Origin of the sequence: Burkholderia pyrrocinia, assembly GCF_003330765.1 — a bacterium.
In the GTDB taxonomy this organism is placed as follows: Bacteria; Pseudomonadota; Gammaproteobacteria; order Burkholderiales; family Burkholderiaceae; genus Burkholderia; species Burkholderia pyrrocinia_B.
The window spans coordinates 1887221-1906653 of record NZ_CP024902.1 but is presented as its reverse complement, the minus strand read 5'-3'; the positions used below and the strand labels follow the sequence as shown (position 1 = coordinate 1906653).

Below are 19433 nucleotides of genomic sequence, written 5' to 3'. Positions count from 1 at the left end.
GCCGGCGAGCCGCGGCGCGCAACGTCACCAGTTGTATTTCGCGGTCGCGATCACCGTGCGGTCGGTGCCGAAAACGCAGACGTTCATCGACTGGCAACCGCTGATGTAGTGGCGGTTGGCCAGGTTCGTCGCATTCACGGCGAAGCGCCAGTTACGCGTGTCGTAGTGCACGCCCGCGTCGAACAGCGTGACGCTCGACACCGTCAGCGAGTTGTCGGCCGCACCGGCCGACGCGCTCTGGTAGCGAACCCCACCGCCCAGGCCAAAGCCCGCGAGCGCGCCCGTGTGCCACGTCCAGTCGGCCCACAGCGACGCCATCTGACGCGGACGCGGAATGTCGACCGGCCAGTTGTTCAGCGACACGTCGTTGGCCTTCACGTTCTTCACGTCCTGATAGACGTACGACGCGATCAGCGACAGGTTCGGCGTGACCTTGCCGGTCGCGCTCAGCTCGATCCCGCGCGAACGCACTTCGCCCGTCTGCACGGACTTCGTGCCGGTCGTGTCCTGACCCGGCAGCGCCGGCGTGATCCCGTTGGTCTGGTTGATCTGGTAGATCGCCGCGTTCAGCATCAGGTTCTTGCCGGGCGGCTGCCAGCGCAGGCCGGCCTCGATCTGCTTGCCGCGCGTCGGTTGCGGCAGCCCGCCGCCGACCAGGTTCACGCCGATCAGCGGATTGAACGACGTCGCGTAGCTGATGTACGGCGACAGCCCGTAATCGCCCTGGTACGTGAGGCCGACGCGGCCGGTAAACGCCGAGACGTCCGCCTTCGACTGCGTGCCGCCCGCGCGGTCGTCCATCCGCATGTTGACCCAGTCCTCGCGGCCGCCGAGCGTCAGCGTCCAGCGGTTCCACTTGATCTGGTCCTGCGCGTACAGGCCGAACGTGTTCATCGTCGTGTACGTGTTGGTGCGGAACGTCGAGGCCGGGTCGAACACGGCCGTCGTGACCGGCAGGTAGACCGGGTTGTAGATGTTCAGCGGCGGCGCCGCGGCGAGCCATTCGCTGTCGGTCGCGGTCTGCCGGTTGTAATGGAAGCCGAGCAGCAGCGTGTGCTGGAGCGGGCCCGTCGCGAAGCGGCCTTCCACGTTGTTGTCGATGTCGAAGCGGCTGTAGTTCATCTGGAACACGCCGGCCCAGCGCGACACGTCGGTCGTACTGCCTTCGACGAAACCGTTGCCGAACACCGACCCGTTGTCGAGCGACAGGTGCATCAGGCGCACGTTCTGGCGGAACGTCCACGCCGGGGTCAGGTTCTGCTCGAACTGATAGCCGACCGACCACTGCTTCTTGCGGTAGTAGTTGAAGTTCCCGTCGCCCTCGTAGACGTCCTTGTTGATCTGCCCGTTCGGGTTCGGCAGCACCGTGCCCTGCGCGGGCAGGAAGTTCGACGAGATGTCGCCCCAGTCCTGCAGGTAGGTCGCGGAAAGCGTCAGTGACGTATCCGCATTCGGGCGCCAGCGGAACGACGGCGCGAGCGCGACGCGCTGGTCGTTGTTCGGGCCGGTCAGCGCGTTGCCGTCGCGCGCGACGCCGACGAACCGGTACGCGTACTTGCCGTCCGCATCGATCTTGTCGCCGACGTCGATCATGAACTGCTTGCGCGCGTAGTTGCCGATCTGCACGCCCGCCTCGCGCACGCGCTCGCCGTCGGCAAGCTTGGTCTGCACGTCGACGATCGCACCCGGGTCGCCCGCGCCGTACAGCACCGATGTCGGCCCGCGCAGCACGGTGATGCTGTCGATCATGTACGGATCGACGCGCCAGCTCGCGAGGTTGATCGTGTTCGGCACCTGCAGCCCGTTCACGTACGCGGTCGGCGTGAAGCCGCGCAGTGCCGCGTACCAGTCCGAACGGTTGTCCGAACCGTACGACGAGAAGCCCGGCACGTAGCGCAGCGCCGCGTTCACGTCGGTGGCGCCGGTCATCTCGATCTGCTGCGCGGTGACGACGTTGATCGTCTGCGGGATCTCGTTGATCGGCGTGTCGGTCTTGGTGCCGGTCTTGCTGCGCTTCGCGACGAGCCCGACCGTGCCGTCTCCTTCCGAGGCCGCATTGACGGTAATCGCCGGCAGCGTGCCATTCGGTGCGCTGGTCGACGCACTGGACGCCGCGGCGTTCTGCGCACTGCTGGCCGACGCCGCGGCGCCGGTGTTCACGGCCGGCGCCGTCTGGGCCACTGCCTGCCCCGCTGCTGCCGCACCGAACGCCACGCTCGCCGCGGCTGCGATCGCACGCAAACGCGTGCCTGTTGCCCACTCCATCTTTCTCTGCTCCACTTTCTTCATGCGGTCTCACCGCGCCTTTGTCAAAGAGCGAAAGCCATCCGGCCCGCGCTCACCCCGTTTTCCTGTCGTTTTTCCTGCGGTGCCCGGGCCGCGCCATCGTCATGGGCGGGCGCGATCCCGTCTTCGAGCGACGCGCAGATTTCGTCCGCGCGGCGCGCCAGGACCGACAGCAGCGTGTCGGACAATCCGTGGCTGTCTTCGCAGCAGCCTTGCAGGTAGATGCGCGGCGCGAAGTGCTCGGGCGTCGCAAGCAGGTAGTCGCGCGTGACATCGCCGCGCGTGAGCGCGTCGCCCAGGTGCGGCGCGAGCCCTTCGAGCAGCGCCGAATGCGTGTCGCGGCGGTAGCCCGTCGCGAGCACGAGCGCGTCGAAGCACTCGACGCGCGTGTCGCCGCTCATCCGGTCGCGCAGCGTCAGCTCGATGCGGCCGTCGGCGGTGCGCGCCGCGGCCTCGATTGCGCTGTTCGCGAGCAGCGCATGACGCGGCGTGCCGTCGATGCGCTGCAGGTACAGCATTTCGTAGATCTGCTCGATCAGCGGCCGGTCGACCACCGCGTAGTTCGTATCGCGATAGCGCTCGAGCAGCGCGCGGCGCGCGTCGTGCGGCTGCGCATAGACGACGTCGGTGAACGCGGGGCTGAAGATCTCGTTGACGAACGGGCTGTCGTCGGCCGGTTTCAACGCGCCGGCGCGCATCACCAGGCTCGCGTCGACATGCGGGAAGCGGCGCGCGAGGTCGATGAACACCTCGGCCGCGCTCTGCCCCGCGCCGATCACCGCGACGCGGCGGCGCTCGCCGTCCGGCGACGCGACGAGCCGGTCGATGTCGGTGAGATACGACGACGAATGGATCACGCGATCACGGCCGAGCGCGGCGAATGCGTCCGGAATCGCGGGCGTGCCGCCGACACCGACCGACAGCGCACGCGTGACGCGCTGGCGCTCGTGGCCGGCGGCATCGCGCGACAGCACGCGCAGCGCGTCGATCCGCGCGCCGTCGCCGCGCACGGGCTCGATCGCCAGCACGGTCTCGCTGTAATGGACGCGATCGTCGAACGCATCGGCGACCCAGCTCAGGTAATCGTGGAATTCGACGCGGGTCGGATAGAAGTTCTTCAGGTTGACGAATTCGTTCAGCCGGCCGCGTTCGAACAGGTAGTTGATGAACGTGTAGCGGCTTTTCGGATCGCGCATCGTGACGAGATCCTTCAGAAACGAAATCTGCATCCGGCAGTCGTCGAGCAGCATCCCGCGATGCCAGCCGAATTCCGGCTGGCGCTCGACGAAACAATGGGCGAACGTGCGCGCGCCGCTGCGCTCCGCGAGGCGCACGGCCAGCGCCAGATTCGACGGCCCGAAGCCAACGCCGATCAGGTCGAATACGGTTTCTCTCTGCATGTTTCAGCTCCCTTGTCGGTGAATCCGGCCCGTCAGACGTGACGGCCGGAGAAGAACGTCTCGCGCAGCGTGCGCATCCACAGCGGCTGCGCGTCGGCCAGCGCGAGACGGCGCTGCCGCGCGAAGCCATGCCGCGCGAGATGGTCGGCAACCCGCGCGTGGCCGGCCGGAACGGCACAGCCGACCGCTTCGGTACGTGGGTCGTCGAGAAACAGGTAATGCACGACGGACGGCAGCCAGCCCGCGACGCAATGCGGGCCGCGCCAGCGCGATTCGCCGACCAGCATCCGCAGCCCGCGGTCGTAATCGCGCGCCGCGACGTGCGGCGCCAGCGCGTCCTCCTTCAGCCAGAACGCCTCGACATACGCGAACGGTTCGCCGTCAAAACAGCCGACGAGCGGCGTCACGTGCGGATCGGCGTCGGGCTGCGCGCCCGGCCAGCCGTCGCGCACGCGCGGCTCGTCGAACCAGCGCGCGAGCCGCTCGGTGTCCTCCGCCGGCTGCCAGCCGCGCAGCGTGAAGCGCACGCCAAGCGCCGGCAGGTCGCGCGCGTAGACGTCGCCGCGCGGCGCGGGCGGCCGGCGCGGGTGACGCCGGCCGTCGGTGAACATCGGCAGCGTCGCGCACGGCAGATGCGGGCCGACGAGCCACAGATCGGCCTGCTGCGCCCAGCCGTCGCGCACGCAGCGACCGCCGTCGGCGAGCACGCCGCTCGCGCGCAGCGCATCGAGCGCCACCGCCGGCCACGCCGCCGGATCGAGCCGGATCGCCGCGTGCTGCGCGCCGTCCGAAAACGCGGCGGCCAGCGCGGCCAGCAGCGCGCGCCGCTGGTCGGCCGGCGCCGCGCGATGGTTGTACGCGACGAGGCGCAGCGTGCCGTCGTCCGCGAGTTGCGCGCGCAGCAACTGCGCGCCGATGCCGTCGCCCTGCGCGACGCGGATCTCCGCGCCGTCGCGTGCGGCGAACAGGCCGTCCGCGAATGCGAGACGGTATGTATCGAGCATCGTGAATCCGTCCGGACGCACTTCAGCCAGCATGGCGCTCCTCCTGTCCCGTTTCCGTCCGCGCATCGAGCCGCGCGCCGAGTGCCGCGAGCGTCGGCGACGCGAACACGTCAGCGACCGTCAGCGCGTAACCGGCACGTCCGGCCGCGTCGACGAAGCGCACGACATCGAACGACGTCGCGCCGGCTTCGAACAGGTCTGCGCCGGGCTCGGGCGCGGCCGTCGCGAACGTGTCCGACCACAGCGCCGCGAGCGCGGCAGCCGCGTGCAGCGCACGTAACGGTGCGGCGGCGTGTGCGTCGCCGCTTGCTTGTGCGATGCAGGCCGCCGGCGCGACGGCACGCGCATCGGGCGCGCCGAGCGCCGCTTCCGACGCACCGGCGAAGCGCGCGACTTCGTCGTGATAGACATCGACGAGCGCATCGACGAAGCCGCCGTCGAGCAGCTCGTCCGCATACGAGAACGCGGCGCTCACGCCGCCGTCCGGATGCTCGACGACGTCCAGCTCCAGCGTGAACACGACGCGATGGCGCACGTCGTCGAATGCCGCGAGCGACAGGCCGGCCCAGTCGCGCTCAGCGGCGCCCGTCGGGCGCAGGTAGTTGAACATCACCTGGAACAGCGGATTGGCCTGCGCGGCCCGCGGCACGCGCAGCGCTGCGACGACGTCGGCGAACGGCACGTCGGCATGCGCATACGCGGCGAGCGCCGTGTCGCGCACCTGCGCGAGCACATCCGCGCGGCGGGCGGCCGGATCGATCCGCGTGCGCACGACGACCGAATTGATGAAGAGGCCGAGCGCATCGCGTGCCGCGTCGCCCGTCAGCGCGCGCGTCGACGCGAGCACGCCGACCGGCTGGTCGGCCAGGCCCGTCGCGCGGAACAGCGCGGTATTGAGCGCCGCGTGCAGCAGCATCGGCAGCGTCGCGTGCGCGGCCGACGCGGCGTTGCGCGCGGCGCGGATCAGCGGCGCGTCGAATTCGAACGCGATGCGTGCTGCGCGCCATTGCGGCACGGCCGGAGCGTCTGCGCGCTGAGGCAGCACGCGCGACGGCAGATCGGCCAGCGCGTCGCGCCAGTACGCGATGCGGGCCGGATGGCACGGCGCGGGCAGCACGAGCGGCACGGCCAGTTGGACGGCTTCTGCGGCCGGCACCGTGCTGCCGTGCACGCGGGCGACATAGCGTGCGCGAACCGCGTCGAGCCACAGCTCGATCGATTCGCCGTCCGACACGATGTGATGGATCGTCACCGACAGCACGTGGTCGTCCGCGCCGAGCCGCAGCACGCGTGCGCGCCACAGCGGCGCATCGGCCGCGAGGTCGAACGGCGCGAGTGCATCCTCGTCGGTCAGTGCCGCCGCACAGGCGAGCGCGTCGGGCTGCACCGACAGGTCGACGACCGGCAGCGCGACCGGCGCCGCCGCGTCGATCCGCTGGCCCGGCAGCGCGCCGTCGCGGGCGACGAGCCGCGTGCGCAGCGCCGGATGCACGGCCGCCGCGTCCGAGAACGCGGTGCGCAGCGCATCGACGTCGAGCGGGCCGCGCATGCGCAGTGCGACCGGAATGTTGTACGCAGCGTTGTTCGGCTGCGCGCGCCACAGGAACCACAGGCCGAGCTGCGCGGGCGACAGCGGCCACACGCCGTGCGCGTCGGGTTTGGCAACCGCGACACCGGGCGCCGCGGCGCCGGCATGCGCGGCGCTCGGCGCGTCGGCCACCTGAAGCGCGTACTGTGCGAGCACGGGCGCTTCGAACAGCGCGCGCACCGGCACGTCGCGGCCGAGCCGTTCGGCCACGCGCGTCGCGACGCGCACGGCGGCGAGCGAATGGCCGCCGAGATCGAAGAAGTGATCGCCGCGACCGACGCGCTCGAGATTCAGCACGTCGCGCCAGATCGCCGCGAGCGCGGCTTCATCGCCGTCGTGCGGTGCTTCGTACGCGCGCTCGACGCGCACCGGCGCCGGCAGCCGCGCGCGATCGACCTTGCTGTTCGCATTGCGCGGCAGCGCGTCGAGCACGATCAGTTGCGCAGGCACCATGTAGTCGGGCAGCGTGCGGCGCAGGTGCGCGTCGAGCGTCGCGGCTTCGATCGGCTGCGCGGCCGCCCGCGCGTCGGCGGTCAGCTCGACATACGCGACGAGCTGCGCGTGCGCGCCCTGCCCGTGCACGACCGCGCACGCTTCGCGCACCGCGTCGTGCGCGGCCAGCTGTGCCTCGATCTCGCCAAGCTCGATGCGCAGCCCGCGCAGCTTCACCTGGTGGTCGACGCGGCCGATGAAGTCGAACACGCCGTCCGCGCGGCGCCGCACGAGGTCGCCCGTGCGGTACAGGCGCGCGCCCGGTGCGCCGTACGGATCGGGCACGAAGCGCTCGGCCGTCAGCGCCGGGCGGTCGAGATAGCCGCGCGCGACGCCGATCCCCTCGCCGCCCAGATACAGCTCGCCGATCACGCCGACCGGCAACGGATGCAGCCGCTCGTCGAGCACATGTGCGGTGCGCGCGCCGACCAGCGTGCCGATCGGCAGATACGCGGCGTCGCCGAGCTTCGCGAGATCGTCGCCGGGCCGGAACATCCACAGCGTCGGCGTGATGACCGTCTCAGTCGGGCCGTAGCCGTTGACCACGCGCACGTTCGGCAGCGCACGGCGCAGCATCGCGAACGCCTCGCGCGACGTCGCTTCGCCGCCGACGGTCAGCGAACGCAGCGTCGGCGGCGCGCCGTGCGCGAGTGCCCATTCAGCGAGCTGCGCGGCGCAGCCGGGCGGCACGTAGGTCATCGTCACGCCGTCGCGGACCATCATCGCGCAGGTCTGCGCGGGCGGCCACAGCACGTCGGCCGTCACCGACACGGCGGCGCCCGACATGTATTGCGAAAACCAGCCTTCGTGCGCGCCGTCGAAGTTGACCGACTGGAACAGCAGGAACACGTCCTGCTCGCCCGCGCCATAGCGCTCGGCAATCGCCGCGCAATGCAGCGCGAACGACGCATGGTCGACGATCACGCCCTTCGGCTTGCCGGTCGAACCCGACGTGTAGATCGCGTAAGCCGCGTGACCGGGCTGCACATCGGGCAGCGCGACTTCCGCGGCTTCGTCGAGCGCATCGATTTCATCGGCGCGCCAGACGCGCAGTGCCGGCAGCTCCGGCAGCGACGCGGCGCTCGCACCGTCGGCCAGTACGTGCGCGATGTTTGCATCGCCGACGATCTGCGCGAGCCGTTCGCGCGGATGGGCCGGATCGAGCGGCACGAACGCGGCGCCCGACTTCAGCACCGCGATCAGCGCGACGAGCAGGTCGACCGAGCGCTGCAGCGCAACCCCGACACGCATTTCCGGCCGCACGCCGGCCGCAACCAGCTGGCGCGCCAGGCGCGCCGCACGCGCGTCGACTTCGCCACGCGTCAGCGCGCGATCGATATCGGCGACGCCGCGTGCGTCGGGCCGCGCACATGCATGTGCGGCGATGCGCGCGTGCACGGGCACGAACGGTTCGGCTTCGGTCGCGCCCGCCGGCGCGTTCCATGCAAAGAGTTGCGCACGCTCATCGGCGGGCAGCCAGTCGAGATCGCCGACCGGCATGTCGGGGCGCGCGAGCGCATCGCCGAGCAGCGTGACGAAGCGCGCGGCCAGCCGTGCGATCGCATCGGCATCGAACAGGTCGAGCGCGTAGATGAATGCGGCGTCGAATGTGCCGTCCGGCGTCGCCTCGACGGCGAGCGTCAGGTCGAATTTCGCGGACGGCGTGCCGGACGGCAGCAGCGCGGCCGACGCCGCGCCGAGCGCCGGCAGCGCACGGCGCTCGCCATACGCGGCCATCACCTGGAACAGCGGATGATGGCTCGCGCTGCGCGGCACGCCGAGCGCATCGACCACCTGCTCGAACGGCACGTCCTGATGCATCTGCGCGTCGACGAGTGCGCGCTGCGTGCGCGCGACGAGCGACGAGAAATCGCCGTGCGCGGGCACGTCGACGTCGATGGCAAGCGTGTTGACGAAGAAGCCGATCAGGCCGGCGACCTCCGCGCGTTCGCGGTTCGCGGCCGGCACGCCGACGCAGATCCGCGCATCGCCGGTCGCACGCGCCAGCAGCGCATCGAGGGCCGCCAGCAGCACCGCGAACGGCGTCGCGCCCGATGCCGCCGCGAATGCGCGCAGTTGCGCACCGACCCGCGCGTCGAGCGAAAACACGTGACGCGCGCCGCGCGCGCTGCGGCGCGCCGGGCGTGCGGTCGCGCCCGGCAGCGTCAGCACGCCGCGTTGCGGATCGAGCCGTTCGCGCCAGAACGCGAGCTGGCGATCGCGTTCGCCGGCGTCGAGCCAGCGACGCTGCCACAGCGCGTAGTCGGCGTACTGGATCGGCAGCGGCGCGAGTGCCACCGGTTTGTCCGACGCATACGCGCGATAGAACGCCGCGAGTTCCTCCAGCATCACGCCCGACGACCAGCCGTCCGACACGATGTGGTGCACCGTCAGCGCGAGCCAGTGATGCGTCGCATCGAAGCGCAACAGGTGCGCGCGCACGAGCGGCGCCGCGCCGAGATCGAACGGTTCGGCTTCGTCGGCCGTCGCGACGGCCTCCGCGCGCGCGAGGCGCTGCGCGTCTGGCAGCGCTTCGAGATCCGTTTCGCGCCACGGGCAGCGCAACGGCGCGTGGATCGTTTGCGCGCCGCCGTCCTGCGCTTCGTCGAAGGTCGTGCGCAGCGCTTCGTGGCGCGCGATCAGCGCGTCGCACGCGAGACGCAGCGCATGCGCGTCGAGCGGGCCCGTCAGCGCCAGACGCTCGGTGATGTGATACGCGTCGGGCGCATCGATCAGCCGCGCATGCAGCCACAGCCGCGTCTGCGCGAACGACGCCGGTACGCGGTCGCTGCGCGGCGTGCGCGGCGGGATCGGCAGCACGCGAAAGTCGATGCCGGCCGTGCCGAGCTTGTCGATGAAGACCGCGCGCTGCGCGTCGGGCAGTTGCGCGAAACGCGTTGCGAGCGCGAGCCAGTCGGGTTGAACCTTCGTCATCCGTCGTCCTTATTGGGTTTCCAGTTCACCGAGCAGCGCGTCGATCGCGCTCGCCGCATCGGTTACGCCGCGCGCCGCGCAGGCCGCGTCGATCGCTTCCGCGCAGCGCGCCAGCGTGCGCGTGTCGAACAGTGTGCGCAGCGGCATTGCAAGCCCCCAGTGCAGGTTCGCCTGCGCGTGGGCCTGCGTCGCAAGCAGCGAATGGCCGCCGAGCAGGAAGAAATCGCCGTCTCGGCCGATCGCGTCCACGTGCAGCACGCGTTGCCAGATGTCCGCGAGCGCGCGTTCGGTATCGGTCGCCAGTTCGACGGCGTCGGCCGCTTCGCGCACCGGCGCGGGCAACGCATGGCGGTCGCACTTGCCATTCGGCGTGACGGGCAATGCGTCGAGTTCGATCAGTTGCGACGGCACCATGTAGGCCGGCAATTGCGCGCGCAACGCGTCGAGCAGCGCCGCGCGATCGAGCGGGCCCGCGTCACCGCGTGCGACATAGCCGATCAGCTGTTCGTCGCGCACGATCACGACCGCATCGTTCACGCCGGGTGCCGCGCGCAGCAGCGCTTCGATCTCGCCGGGCTCGATCCGCTGGCCGCGCAGCTTCACCTGCGTGTCGACACGGCCGAGGTAGTCGAGCGCGCCGTCGGCGCGCCGTCGCGCGAGGTCGCCCGTGCGGTACATGCGCGCGCCCGGCACGAACGGATCGGGCACGAAGCGCTCGGCGGTCAGCGCCGGACGGCCGAGATAGCCGCGCGCCAGGCCCGCGCCCGCGAGATACAGTTCGCCGGTCGCGCCGGCCGGCACCGGCTGCCATGCGGCATCGAGCACGTGCAGTTGCAGGTTCGCGATCGGATGGCCGATCGGCACCGCGGCCGCGTTCGCGTCGTCGGGGCCGCAGGTCCAGTGCGACACGTCGATCGCAGCCTCGGTCGGCCCGTACAGGTTCACGAGCGTCGCGTTCGGCAGCAGCCGTGCCAGCTTCGCGACGAGTTCGGGCGCGAGCACCTCGCCGCTCGCGACGATCAGGCGCACGCTGTCGCATTGCGCGGCGGCCGGGAAATCGTCGAGATACGCGGCGAATGCGGCGAGCATCGACGGCACGAAATGCAGCACCGTCACGCCGTGCGCATGAATCGCGGCCGCGAGACGCGCCGGATCGCGATGGTCGCCGGGCGCGGCGATCGCGAGCTTCGCGCCGATCGCCAGCGGCCACACGAATTCCCACACCGACACGTCGAAGCCGAACGGCGTCTTGTGCAGCACGACGTCGTCGCGCGTCAGCCGGTAAGCGTCCTGCATCCACGCGATCCGGTTCGCGAGCGCGCCGTGCGTGTTGCCCGCGCCCTTCGGCTTGCCGGTCGAACCCGACGTATAGATCAGGTAGGCGAGCCGGGCATCGTCGATCGCGGCGGCGACGCCCGCAGGCGCGTCGTCCACGTCATCGGCGAGCAGGTCCGCGACCGTCAGCAACTGCGTCGCGGTGCCGTCGCCAAGCGCGGCGTCGACCTGCTCGCGCAGGTGAGCCTGCGTGATTGCGACGGCCGGCCGCGCGTCGCGCAGCAGGTAGGCGATGCGCTCGGCCGGATAGTCGGGATCGACCGGCAGATACGCGGCGCCGGCCTTCAGCACGCCGACGAGCGCCATCACCATGTCGAACGAACGCTCGACGCACAGTGCAACCGGCGTGTCGGGCCGCACGCCGCGCCGGCGCAGCGCGGCCGCGATGCGCGACGTGCCGATGTCGAGTTCGCGATAGGTCGCGCGATGCACGCCGCCGTGAATGTCCGCGTATTCGAGCGCGATCGCCTCGGGCGTCGCCCGTGCTGCTTCGGCGAATTGCAGGTGCAGCGGCTGCCGTTGCGAAGCCGGCCACGCACGCGCGATGTCCTGCGCCAGCGCCAGTGCGTCGCGTGTTGCGTCGTCGGCGATCGACAGCGTGCCGAGCAGCGCGTCCGGCGTGCGGGCCAGCGCATCGAGCGCGCAGGCGAACGCACGGTGCCAGGTCTCGACCTGGCGCGCATCGACGCGTGCGGTGTCGTAGCCGTAGTCGATCGTCAGCTCCGCACCGCTTTCGATCACGAGCGTCAGTGCGAAATCGGTGGCTTCGATGCTGTGCACGCCGCTCAGTGCAAGCGCACGCGGATCGGCGTCGCGCGCCGTGTCGTCGACCGGGTAGTTCTCGAACACGACCAGCGTGTCGAACAGTGCGCCGCCCGCGCCGCGTGCCCAGCGCTGGATGTCGGCGAGCGGCGTGTGCGCATGTTCGGCGGCGGCCGCGTTGTCGCGCTGCAGTGCCTGCAGCCAGTCGGCCGCGCGCTGCTGCGGCGCGGGCGCCGTGATCACCGGCAGCGTGTTGATGAACAGGCCGAGCACCGTGTCGACGTCCGCGAGCGCATCGGGACGGCCCGCGACGGTCGCGCCGAACGCGACGGCCGGCTGGTGCGTCATCCGCTGCAGCGCGAGCGCCCACGCGCCCTGCACCAGCGTGTTGACGGTCAGCTTCAGTGCGCGCGCCGTCTGCGCGACGCGCGTCATCGCATCCGCACCGAGCGTCGCGCGCCACGTGACCATCTCGGCGTCCGCGCGGTCGGCCGCGCGTTCCGCGATCAGCGTCGGTGCATCGAGCCGTGCGAGGCGGTCGGTCCAGAAGCGCTCGTCGGCGTCGCGGTCGCGCGTGCCGAGCCATGCGATGAAGTCGCGGTAGCGCAGCGCCGGGCGGCTGGCGAACGGCGACACCGCGTCCGGGTCGCGATAGTCGCGCAGCACGTCCCCGAGCAGGCGCGCAGTGCTCCAGCCGTCGAGCAGCACGTGGTGACGCGTCCATACGATGCGCCATGCGTCGTCCGTCACGCGGATCAGCGTGAGCCGCATCAGCGGCGGCTCGCGCCAGTCGAAACCGCGTGCGCGGTCGGCCGCCAGCCATGCGTCGAAATCGGCGTCGAGCGTGTCGCCGCGTGTGCGCCAGTCGAGCTGTTCGACCGGCATCTGCGCGTGGCGATGCACGCACTGCAGCGGCGCGGCTTCGTCCGGCATCACGCTCGTGCGCAGGATGTCGTGGCGCGCGACGGACGCGTCGAACGCGGCCGCGAGCCGGTCTGCGTCAAGCGCGGTCGCGGTGGCGACGAGCTGGTTCACATAGCTCGCGTGGCCGGGCGCGAACAGCGCATGGAACAGGATGCCCTGCTGCATCGGCGACAGCGGATAAACGTCGTCGATCGCGCGCCAGTCGAGCGGCGCGCGTTCGATCGCGGCCTGCGTGAGGCCGGCGGCCTGCGCGAGCGGAAAATCGCCCGGTGTCGCGCCACCGCCGCGATGCGCGACGCGCGATGCGCTGGCGTCAACGAGTTCCCGCAGCGCGGCCGCGAAGCGTTCGGCGAACGCATCGATCGTCGCGCGCTCGAACTGCGGTGCGCCATAGACCCAGTGCAGTTTCAGCGTGCGTGCGCCGTCGCGGTCCGTATCGAGGTACGCATGGATCGCGAGCGCATTGCCGAGCGGCCCTTGGCGGTCGCGCTCGACGCCGGTGCCGCCGAAACGCGGCACGAGCATCGCATCGCGCGGCGCATCGAACTGGCCGAGATAGTTGAACGTGACGCGCGGGCGCGGCACGGCGGCCAGCGCCGTGCGCGTCGCCGCATCGCCGTAGTGTGCGAGCACGCCGAAGCCAAGCCCCTTGTGCGGCACGGCGCGCAGCGTGTCCTTGACCGCGCACAGCGTGTCGCGCGCCGTCGCCGCGACCGGCAAGGTCACCGGGTAGTGGCTCGTCAGCCAGCCGATCGTGCGGCTGGCATCCGCGTCGTCGAACAGCGCCTCGCGGCCGTGTCCTTCCAGTTCGATACGGCACGATGCGGCGCCGCGCACGCCGGCCAGCGCCAGCGCGAGCGCCGCGCCCAGCAGTTCGATCGTCTGCGTGCGATAGGCCGCGTGCGCATCGGCCAGCGCCGCGCGAGTCAAGGCCGCGTCGATCGTCTGCACGACGACGGCCGCATCGGCGTTGGTCGCCGCTGCGTCGGGATGATCGGGCACGAGGTCGTCGCCCTGCGCCATGCCGGCCCAGTACGCGGCCTCGGCCGCGAACGGCGATGCCGGTTCCGTCGCAGCGCGCGCGAGCCGTGCGGCCCATGCGTCCGCGCGCAGGCCTGGCTGCGACAGGCGGGCCGACGTGCGTTCGCATGCGGCGCGGTACGCCGTGTCGAGGTCGTCGAGCAGGATGCGCCACGATACGCCGTCGACGATCGCATGGTGAATCGCCAGATAGAGCTGCGTCGAGCCGTCCGGCAGCCGTGCCGCGCACGCGCAAGCGAGCGGCCCGCGCCCGAGGTCGAGACGGCGCTGCAACGCATCGAAGCGTGCGAGCGCGTCGGCTTCGTCGCGTGCGGCGACTTCGACGAACGGCAGCGCGTCGTACGGCTTGGCGGCATCGCTGGCGTGCCAGGTGCCGTCGGTGCCACGCGCGAAGCGCTGGCGGAATGCGTCGTGATGCGTCAACAACGCGTCGAATGCGCGCGCGAACGCGTCCGCGTCGAACGACCCGCGCACGTCGAACGCGACCGACTGGTTCCAGTGGCCGCGTTGCGGGACGTCGAGCGCGAAGAAACGCTGCTGCGCGGGCGTCAGGATTGGCGCGGCAGCCGGCGTCGCCACTGCGGTTGCGGCTGCGATCGCAGGCTGCGCAGCGGCGGTGGCATCATCCGTCTTCGCGATACGTGCGAGTTCGGCCACCGTCGGGCCGTCGAACAGTTGCTTCGGCGTAAAGCGCACGCCGCGCTTGCGTGCACGGGCAATCACCTGCAGCACGAGGATCGAATCGCCGCCGAGTTCGAAGAAGTTGTCGTCGCGGCCGACCTGCGGCGCCTTCAGCACGGCCTGCCAGACTTCGGCGAGCACCGTTTCGACCGCGCCCTGCGGCGCGTCGCCGGATGCGATTACGACCGGAGCGGCAGCCAGATCGCGCAGCGCAGCGCGATCTATTTTGCCGTTCGCGGTCACCGGCAGGCGCGCGAGCGCGGCGAACTGCGCGGGCACCATGTAGTCGGGCAATTTCGCGGCGAGCGCCGCGCGCACGGCGGCCTCGTCGAACGCCGCGCCGTCGCGCATCACGACGAAGGTCGCGAGCCGCAGGCGGCCGTCGTGGTCGATCGCGAGCGTTTCGGCCTGCGCGATCGTGCCGGCCGCGCGCACGGCCGCACTCACCTCGCCCGGTTCGACGCGGTAGCCGCGGATCTTCACCTGGTCATCGATGCGGCCGAGGAACGCGAGTCGGCCGTCCGCGCGCAACCGCACGCGGTCCCCCGTGCGATACAGCCGCGCGCCGGACGCGAACGGATCGGGCACGAAGCGCTCGGCGGTCTGTGCCGGGCGCCCCAGGTAGCCGCGCGCAACGCCCGGCCCGCCCAGATACAGCTCGCCCGTCGCACCGGCCGGCACGCACGCGCCGAACGCGTCGAGCACGAGCGCGCGCGCATTCGGCAGCGGCAGGCCGAGCGGCACGCCGCTCGCAGGATCGCGCGCATCGGCGGCGATCGACGCCGTGTCGCAGGCGATCGCGCCGACCGTCGCTTCGGTCGGCCCGTAATGGTTGATCACGCGGCAGGCCGGCGCGAGCGCGGCCACGCGCGCGACGAGCGCCCATGTGAGCGTTTCGCCACCCGTCACGAGCGCGTGGCGCGGCAGCACGCCGGCCGGCACGCGTGCGTCGAGCAGCGCCTGCAGGTGGCTCGGCACGATTTTCAGCACGCCGACGTCGCGGCGGCGCATCTCGTCCGCGAATGCGTCCGGATCGAACGCGCATGCAGCCGGCAGCAGGTGCAGCGTGCGGCCCGCGCACAGCGCGCCGAACAGCGTCGTGTGGCCGAGGTCGGCCGCGACGGTCGACACCATTGCGAACGACGCGTCCGGTGCGAACGCGAGTTCGTCGAGCATCCCCTGCACGTAGTCGGCCAGTGCGCCGTGCGACACGACGACACCTTTCGGCGTGCCGGTCGAGCCCGACGTATAGATCAGGTACGCGCCCTGTTCCGGATGCGGCGCGACGCGCACGCCGGCCGCATGCGCGAGCGTCGTGTCCTGCGCGAGCGTGTCGACGTCGAGCGGTTGCGCGTCGATGCCGGCCGGCCACGCGGCCGTCTCCGCGACGAGCGCCCAGCGCGTGCCGCAGTCGGCCGCCGCCGCGGCGAGTCGTGCGGCCGGCTGCGCAGGATCGAGCAACACGGCGAGCGCACCGGCCTTCAGCGCGCCGAGCAGGCCGACGACGAAGCACGCGGATCGTTCGATGCAGACGACGACCGGCGCTTCGGCGGCCACACCGCGCTGTGTCAGCGCATGCGCGATGCGGTTCGAAGCGTCGTCGAGTTCGGCGAACGTCAGCGACGCCGACGCATCGGCGAGCGCGACGCGATGTGGATAAGCGGCCGCCTGCCGCGCGAACGCGGCGACGATGTCGGCATGCTCGACGCGCAGCGCACGGCCGTCGCGCGGCTGGCGCGATGCGGCCGATGCGTCGCACGGCAGCGCGGCCGTCGTGCGTTGCGGATCGTGCGCGGCCACGCCGACGAGCGCCGCATAGCTGTCGAGCCAGGCACGTGCGGTGTCCGTGTCGATGCAGTCGGTCGCATAGGCCGCGACCAGTTCGATCCCGTTTGCGTCGTCGGTGAAATCCAGCGCGAAGTCGAAGCGCGCGGCGAGATCGGGGCCCGGCGTCGCGACCGCCGTTGCGCCGGGCAGCACGCTGTCGTGCCGCGCGTCGAACTGCTGCGCGAATTTCACGCGCAGCCATTCGTCGCCGCGCTTGACCGGCGGCTTCACCGCATCGACGACGCGCTCGAACGGCACGTCCTGGTGCGCGACCGCGTCGAGCGCCGCCGTGCGCGCCGCGTCGACGAGCGCGCGGAACGGCAGCGTCGGCGCCACGCGCACGCGCAGCGCGACCGTATTCAGGAACAGCCCGAGCAATGCACGCGTTTCGGCGCGCTGGCGATGCGCGACCGGCACCGCGACGACGATATCCGTTGCGCCGGTCAGGCGCGACAGCCATGCGTCGAGCGCGGCCAGCAGCACCGTGAAGACGGTGGCCTGCGCGTCGCGCGCGAGTTGCCGCACGTCGGCCGCGACCGCGTCGGGCAGTCGCACCGACACGCGCGCGCCCTGCAGCGTGCGCGCGGCGCCCGGCTGGCGGTCGACCGGCAGCGCGATCGGGCCCGGCACGTCGCGCAATGCGCCGCGCCAGTAGTCGAGCTGGCGTTCGCCCTCGCCGCCGGCCAACATGTCGCGCTGCCAGTCCGCGTAGTCGGCGTACTGGATCGGCAGATCGGGCAGCGACGGTTCGCGGCCTTCGGCAACCGCGCGGTAGGCGGCCGACAGTTCGTCGAACGCGCAGCGCGAGCTCCAGCCGTCGGTGATCGCATGATGCGCGGTCAGCAGCAGGCGGTGACGGTCGTCGGCCAGCACGACGAGCGTCGCGCGCAGCAGCGGGCCGTGTGCGAGGTCGAACGGTTCGGCCGCGTCGTGCTCGGCGAGACGCGCCGCTTGCGCATCGCGCGCGGCCGGCGGCTGGTCACGCAGGTCGATCTCGGCGATCGACACCGGCAGATGCGCATGAATCCGCTGCATCACGACGCCGTCGTCGTTGTCGACGAGCGTCGTGCGCCACGCTTCGTGCCGTTCGATCACGTGATCGAGCGCGCGCTGCAGCGCATCGCGCTCGAGCACGCCATCGATCGTCCAGTGCGCGGCAATGTGATAGGCAGCGCTCGCGTCACGCGTTTGCGCGAGCACCCAGAAACGTTGCTGGGCGAGCGACGCCGCACGGTCGACATGCGGTGCGCCCGATGCGGCCGCATCGGCCGTCGCGCGGCGTGCGGAAATGGCGGCCAGCGGCTCGCCGGTCTCGCGTTCCGAACGATCGACCGTCTCGGCCAGTTCGGCGAGCGCCGGATCGGCAAATAGCGTGTCGAGCCGCAGGTTCACGCGCAATGCAGCGCGGATCGCGGCCTGCAGCTGCATCGCGGCAAGCGAATCGGCGCCCAGCGCGAAAAAGCGGTCATCGCGCGACGGCGCGGCGTCGAGGCCCAGCAGCGTCTGCCAGAGCGTCGCGATCTGCTGTTCGGTCGGCGTGCGCGGCGCGTCGCCGGCACCTTGCGTCAGGTCGCGCGCGGCGGCGATCCGCTCGCGCAGCGCGGCGCGGTCGATCTTGCCGTTCAGCGTATACGGCAGAGCATCGCAGCGCACGAACCGGTGCGGTTGCCATGCGGCCGGCAGTTGCGCGGCCACGTGTGCCTTCAGCGCCGCATCGTCGGCCGCCGCGCGCAGCGCGACGCACGCGATCAGCCGCGTCGGCCCGTTGCCGGCTTCGGCCACTACGGCCGCGTCGGCCACGGCCGGATGCGAGCGCAGGCACGCGGCGATTTCGGCGGGCTCCACGCGCACGCCGCGCACCTGGACCTGGTCGTCGAGGCGGCCGAGATAATCGAATGCGCCGTCGTCGCGCAGCCGTGCGAGGTCGCCCGTGCGGTAGACGCGCGCACCGGGTTCACCGTCCGGATCGGGAATGAAACGTTCGGCCGTCAGCGCCGGGCGGCCGTGATAGCCGCGCGCGAGGCAGACGCCGCCGAGCAGCAGCTCGCCCGCTTCGCCCGCATCACCGGCGTCGATACGCGCGACGCGCGGGCCGATCGCACGGCCGATCGGCAACGACGCATATGCGTCGTCAGCGGCCAGCACGGGCGTCTCGCCCGGCTCGACCGGCCACAGCATCGGCGAGATCACGGCCTCGGTCGGCCCGTAACCGTTGATCAGGCGTACCGACGGAAACGTGCGACGTACGAATTCGAACGCCTGCTGCGGCAGCGCTTCGCCGCCGAACGCGAGCACGCGCAATGCCGGCGGCACGCCGTCGCGCGCGGCGACAGCCGCGAATTCGCGCAGGTACGCGGGCGGGAACGCGGCGACACCGACCGATTCGCGCACCATCAGCGCATGCGCGGCGTCCGGCGCGAACGGCTGCGGCGGCGCTATCGTCACGCTGGCGCCGACCGCGAGCGGCGCGAGCCAGCATTCATGGGCGGCGTCGAAATTGACCGACGCGAAATGCAGCAGACGGTCGCCGGCCTCGATCGGCAGCGCGGCCGCGAGCGCGTCGCAGTGCGCGGCGAGCGGCCCGTGCTCGACGACGACCGCCTTCGGCGTGCCGGTCGAGCCCGACGTATAGATCATGTACGCGGCCGAACGCGGGTGCACGGGCACCTCGTCGTCAGTGGCCGCGAAGTCCTGCTCGCCCGCCGCTTCGGCTGCCGCGTCGAACGCGTGTTCGAACGGCGTGCCGAGCGCCGCGCGACCGGCTTCGTCGACGATGCCGTGACGCAGTTGCGCATCCTGGACGATCCAGTCGAGGCGCGCGGCCGGATGACGCGTGTCGAGCGGCACGAACACGCCGCCGGCCTTCAGCACGGCCAGCAGCGCAACGAACAGTTCGCACGAGCGCTCGACGCAGACGCCGACCCGCACTTCCGCGCCGACACCGGCCGCGCGCAGTTGCCGGGCCAGCCGCGACGCACGCGCGTCGAGCGCGCCGCGCGACAGGCGCAAGTCATTCTGGAAAGGTGCCGCGATTGCGGGTGCGTCGGGCGCGACGCGCGCCAGTTCGCGGATTCGGTGATGCAGCGCAGTCGGGAAACTCGTCATGTGCGTGAAATCCTTCGGTCCGGCCGCTACGGCCAAGTCTCGGGGCCGCTTGAG

5 protein-coding genes are annotated in these 19433 nt (G+C 71.5%); all 5 read right to left on the bottom strand.

All coding sequences use genetic code 11. From position 1 onward, the window contains the following. Nucleotides 1–24 precede the first annotated feature (24 nt). Genes CUJ89_RS09150 through CUJ89_RS09130 form a run of 5 tightly spaced genes read right to left on the bottom strand, consistent with a single transcriptional unit; the run spans nucleotide 25 to nucleotide 19379 of the window. Nucleotides 25–2289: a TonB-dependent siderophore receptor gene (locus CUJ89_RS09150; protein ID WP_114177048.1), complete on the bottom strand. Its 2265-nt coding sequence runs from the start codon at nucleotides 2287–2289 to the stop codon at nucleotides 25–27. Between the two features lie 20 nt (nucleotides 2290–2309). After that, nucleotides 2310–3686 carry a lysine N(6)-hydroxylase/L-ornithine N(5)-oxygenase family protein gene (locus tag CUJ89_RS09145; RefSeq protein WP_114177047.1) on the bottom strand — a complete coding sequence of 459 codons (1377 nt, stop codon included), beginning with the start codon at nucleotides 3684–3686 and terminating at the stop codon, nucleotides 2310–2312. Between the two features lie 32 nt (nucleotides 3687–3718). Further along, entirely contained in the window at nucleotides 3719–4723 is a 1005-nt protein-coding gene (locus tag CUJ89_RS09140; RefSeq protein ID WP_114177046.1) for a GNAT family N-acetyltransferase, read from the bottom strand. Then, entirely contained in the window at nucleotides 4713–9704 is a 4992-nt protein-coding gene (locus tag CUJ89_RS09135; RefSeq protein WP_114177045.1) for a non-ribosomal peptide synthetase, read from the bottom strand. Before CUJ89_RS09135 ends, CUJ89_RS09140 begins: the two co-directional genes overlap by 11 nt. 9 nt (nucleotides 9705–9713) lie before the next feature. Further along, on the bottom strand, nucleotides 9714–19379 hold the full coding sequence (locus CUJ89_RS09130) for a non-ribosomal peptide synthetase (protein ID WP_114177044.1): 9666 nt from the start codon (nucleotides 19377–19379) through the stop codon (nucleotides 9714–9716). Nucleotides 19380–19433 lie beyond the last annotated feature (54 nt).

Excerpts from the sequence above, each read along its gene's own strand:
- CUJ89_RS09150 (WP_114177048.1), bottom strand. The coding sequence starts at position 2,289 with ATGAAGAAAGTGGAGCAGAGAAAGATGGAGTGGGCAACAGGCACGCGT.
- CUJ89_RS09145 (WP_114177047.1), bottom strand. The coding sequence starts at position 3,686 with ATGCAGAGAGAAACCGTATTCGACCTGATCGGCGTTGGCTTCGGGCCG.
- CUJ89_RS09140 (WP_114177046.1), bottom strand. The coding sequence starts at position 4,723 with ATGCTGGCTGAAGTGCGTCCGGACGGATTCACGATGCTCGATACATAC.
- CUJ89_RS09135 (WP_114177045.1), bottom strand. The coding sequence starts at position 9,704 with ATGACGAAGGTTCAACCCGACTGGCTCGCGCTCGCAACGCGTTTCGCG.
- CUJ89_RS09130 (WP_114177044.1), bottom strand. The coding sequence starts at position 19,379 with ATGACGAGTTTCCCGACTGCGCTGCATCACCGAATCCGCGAACTGGCG.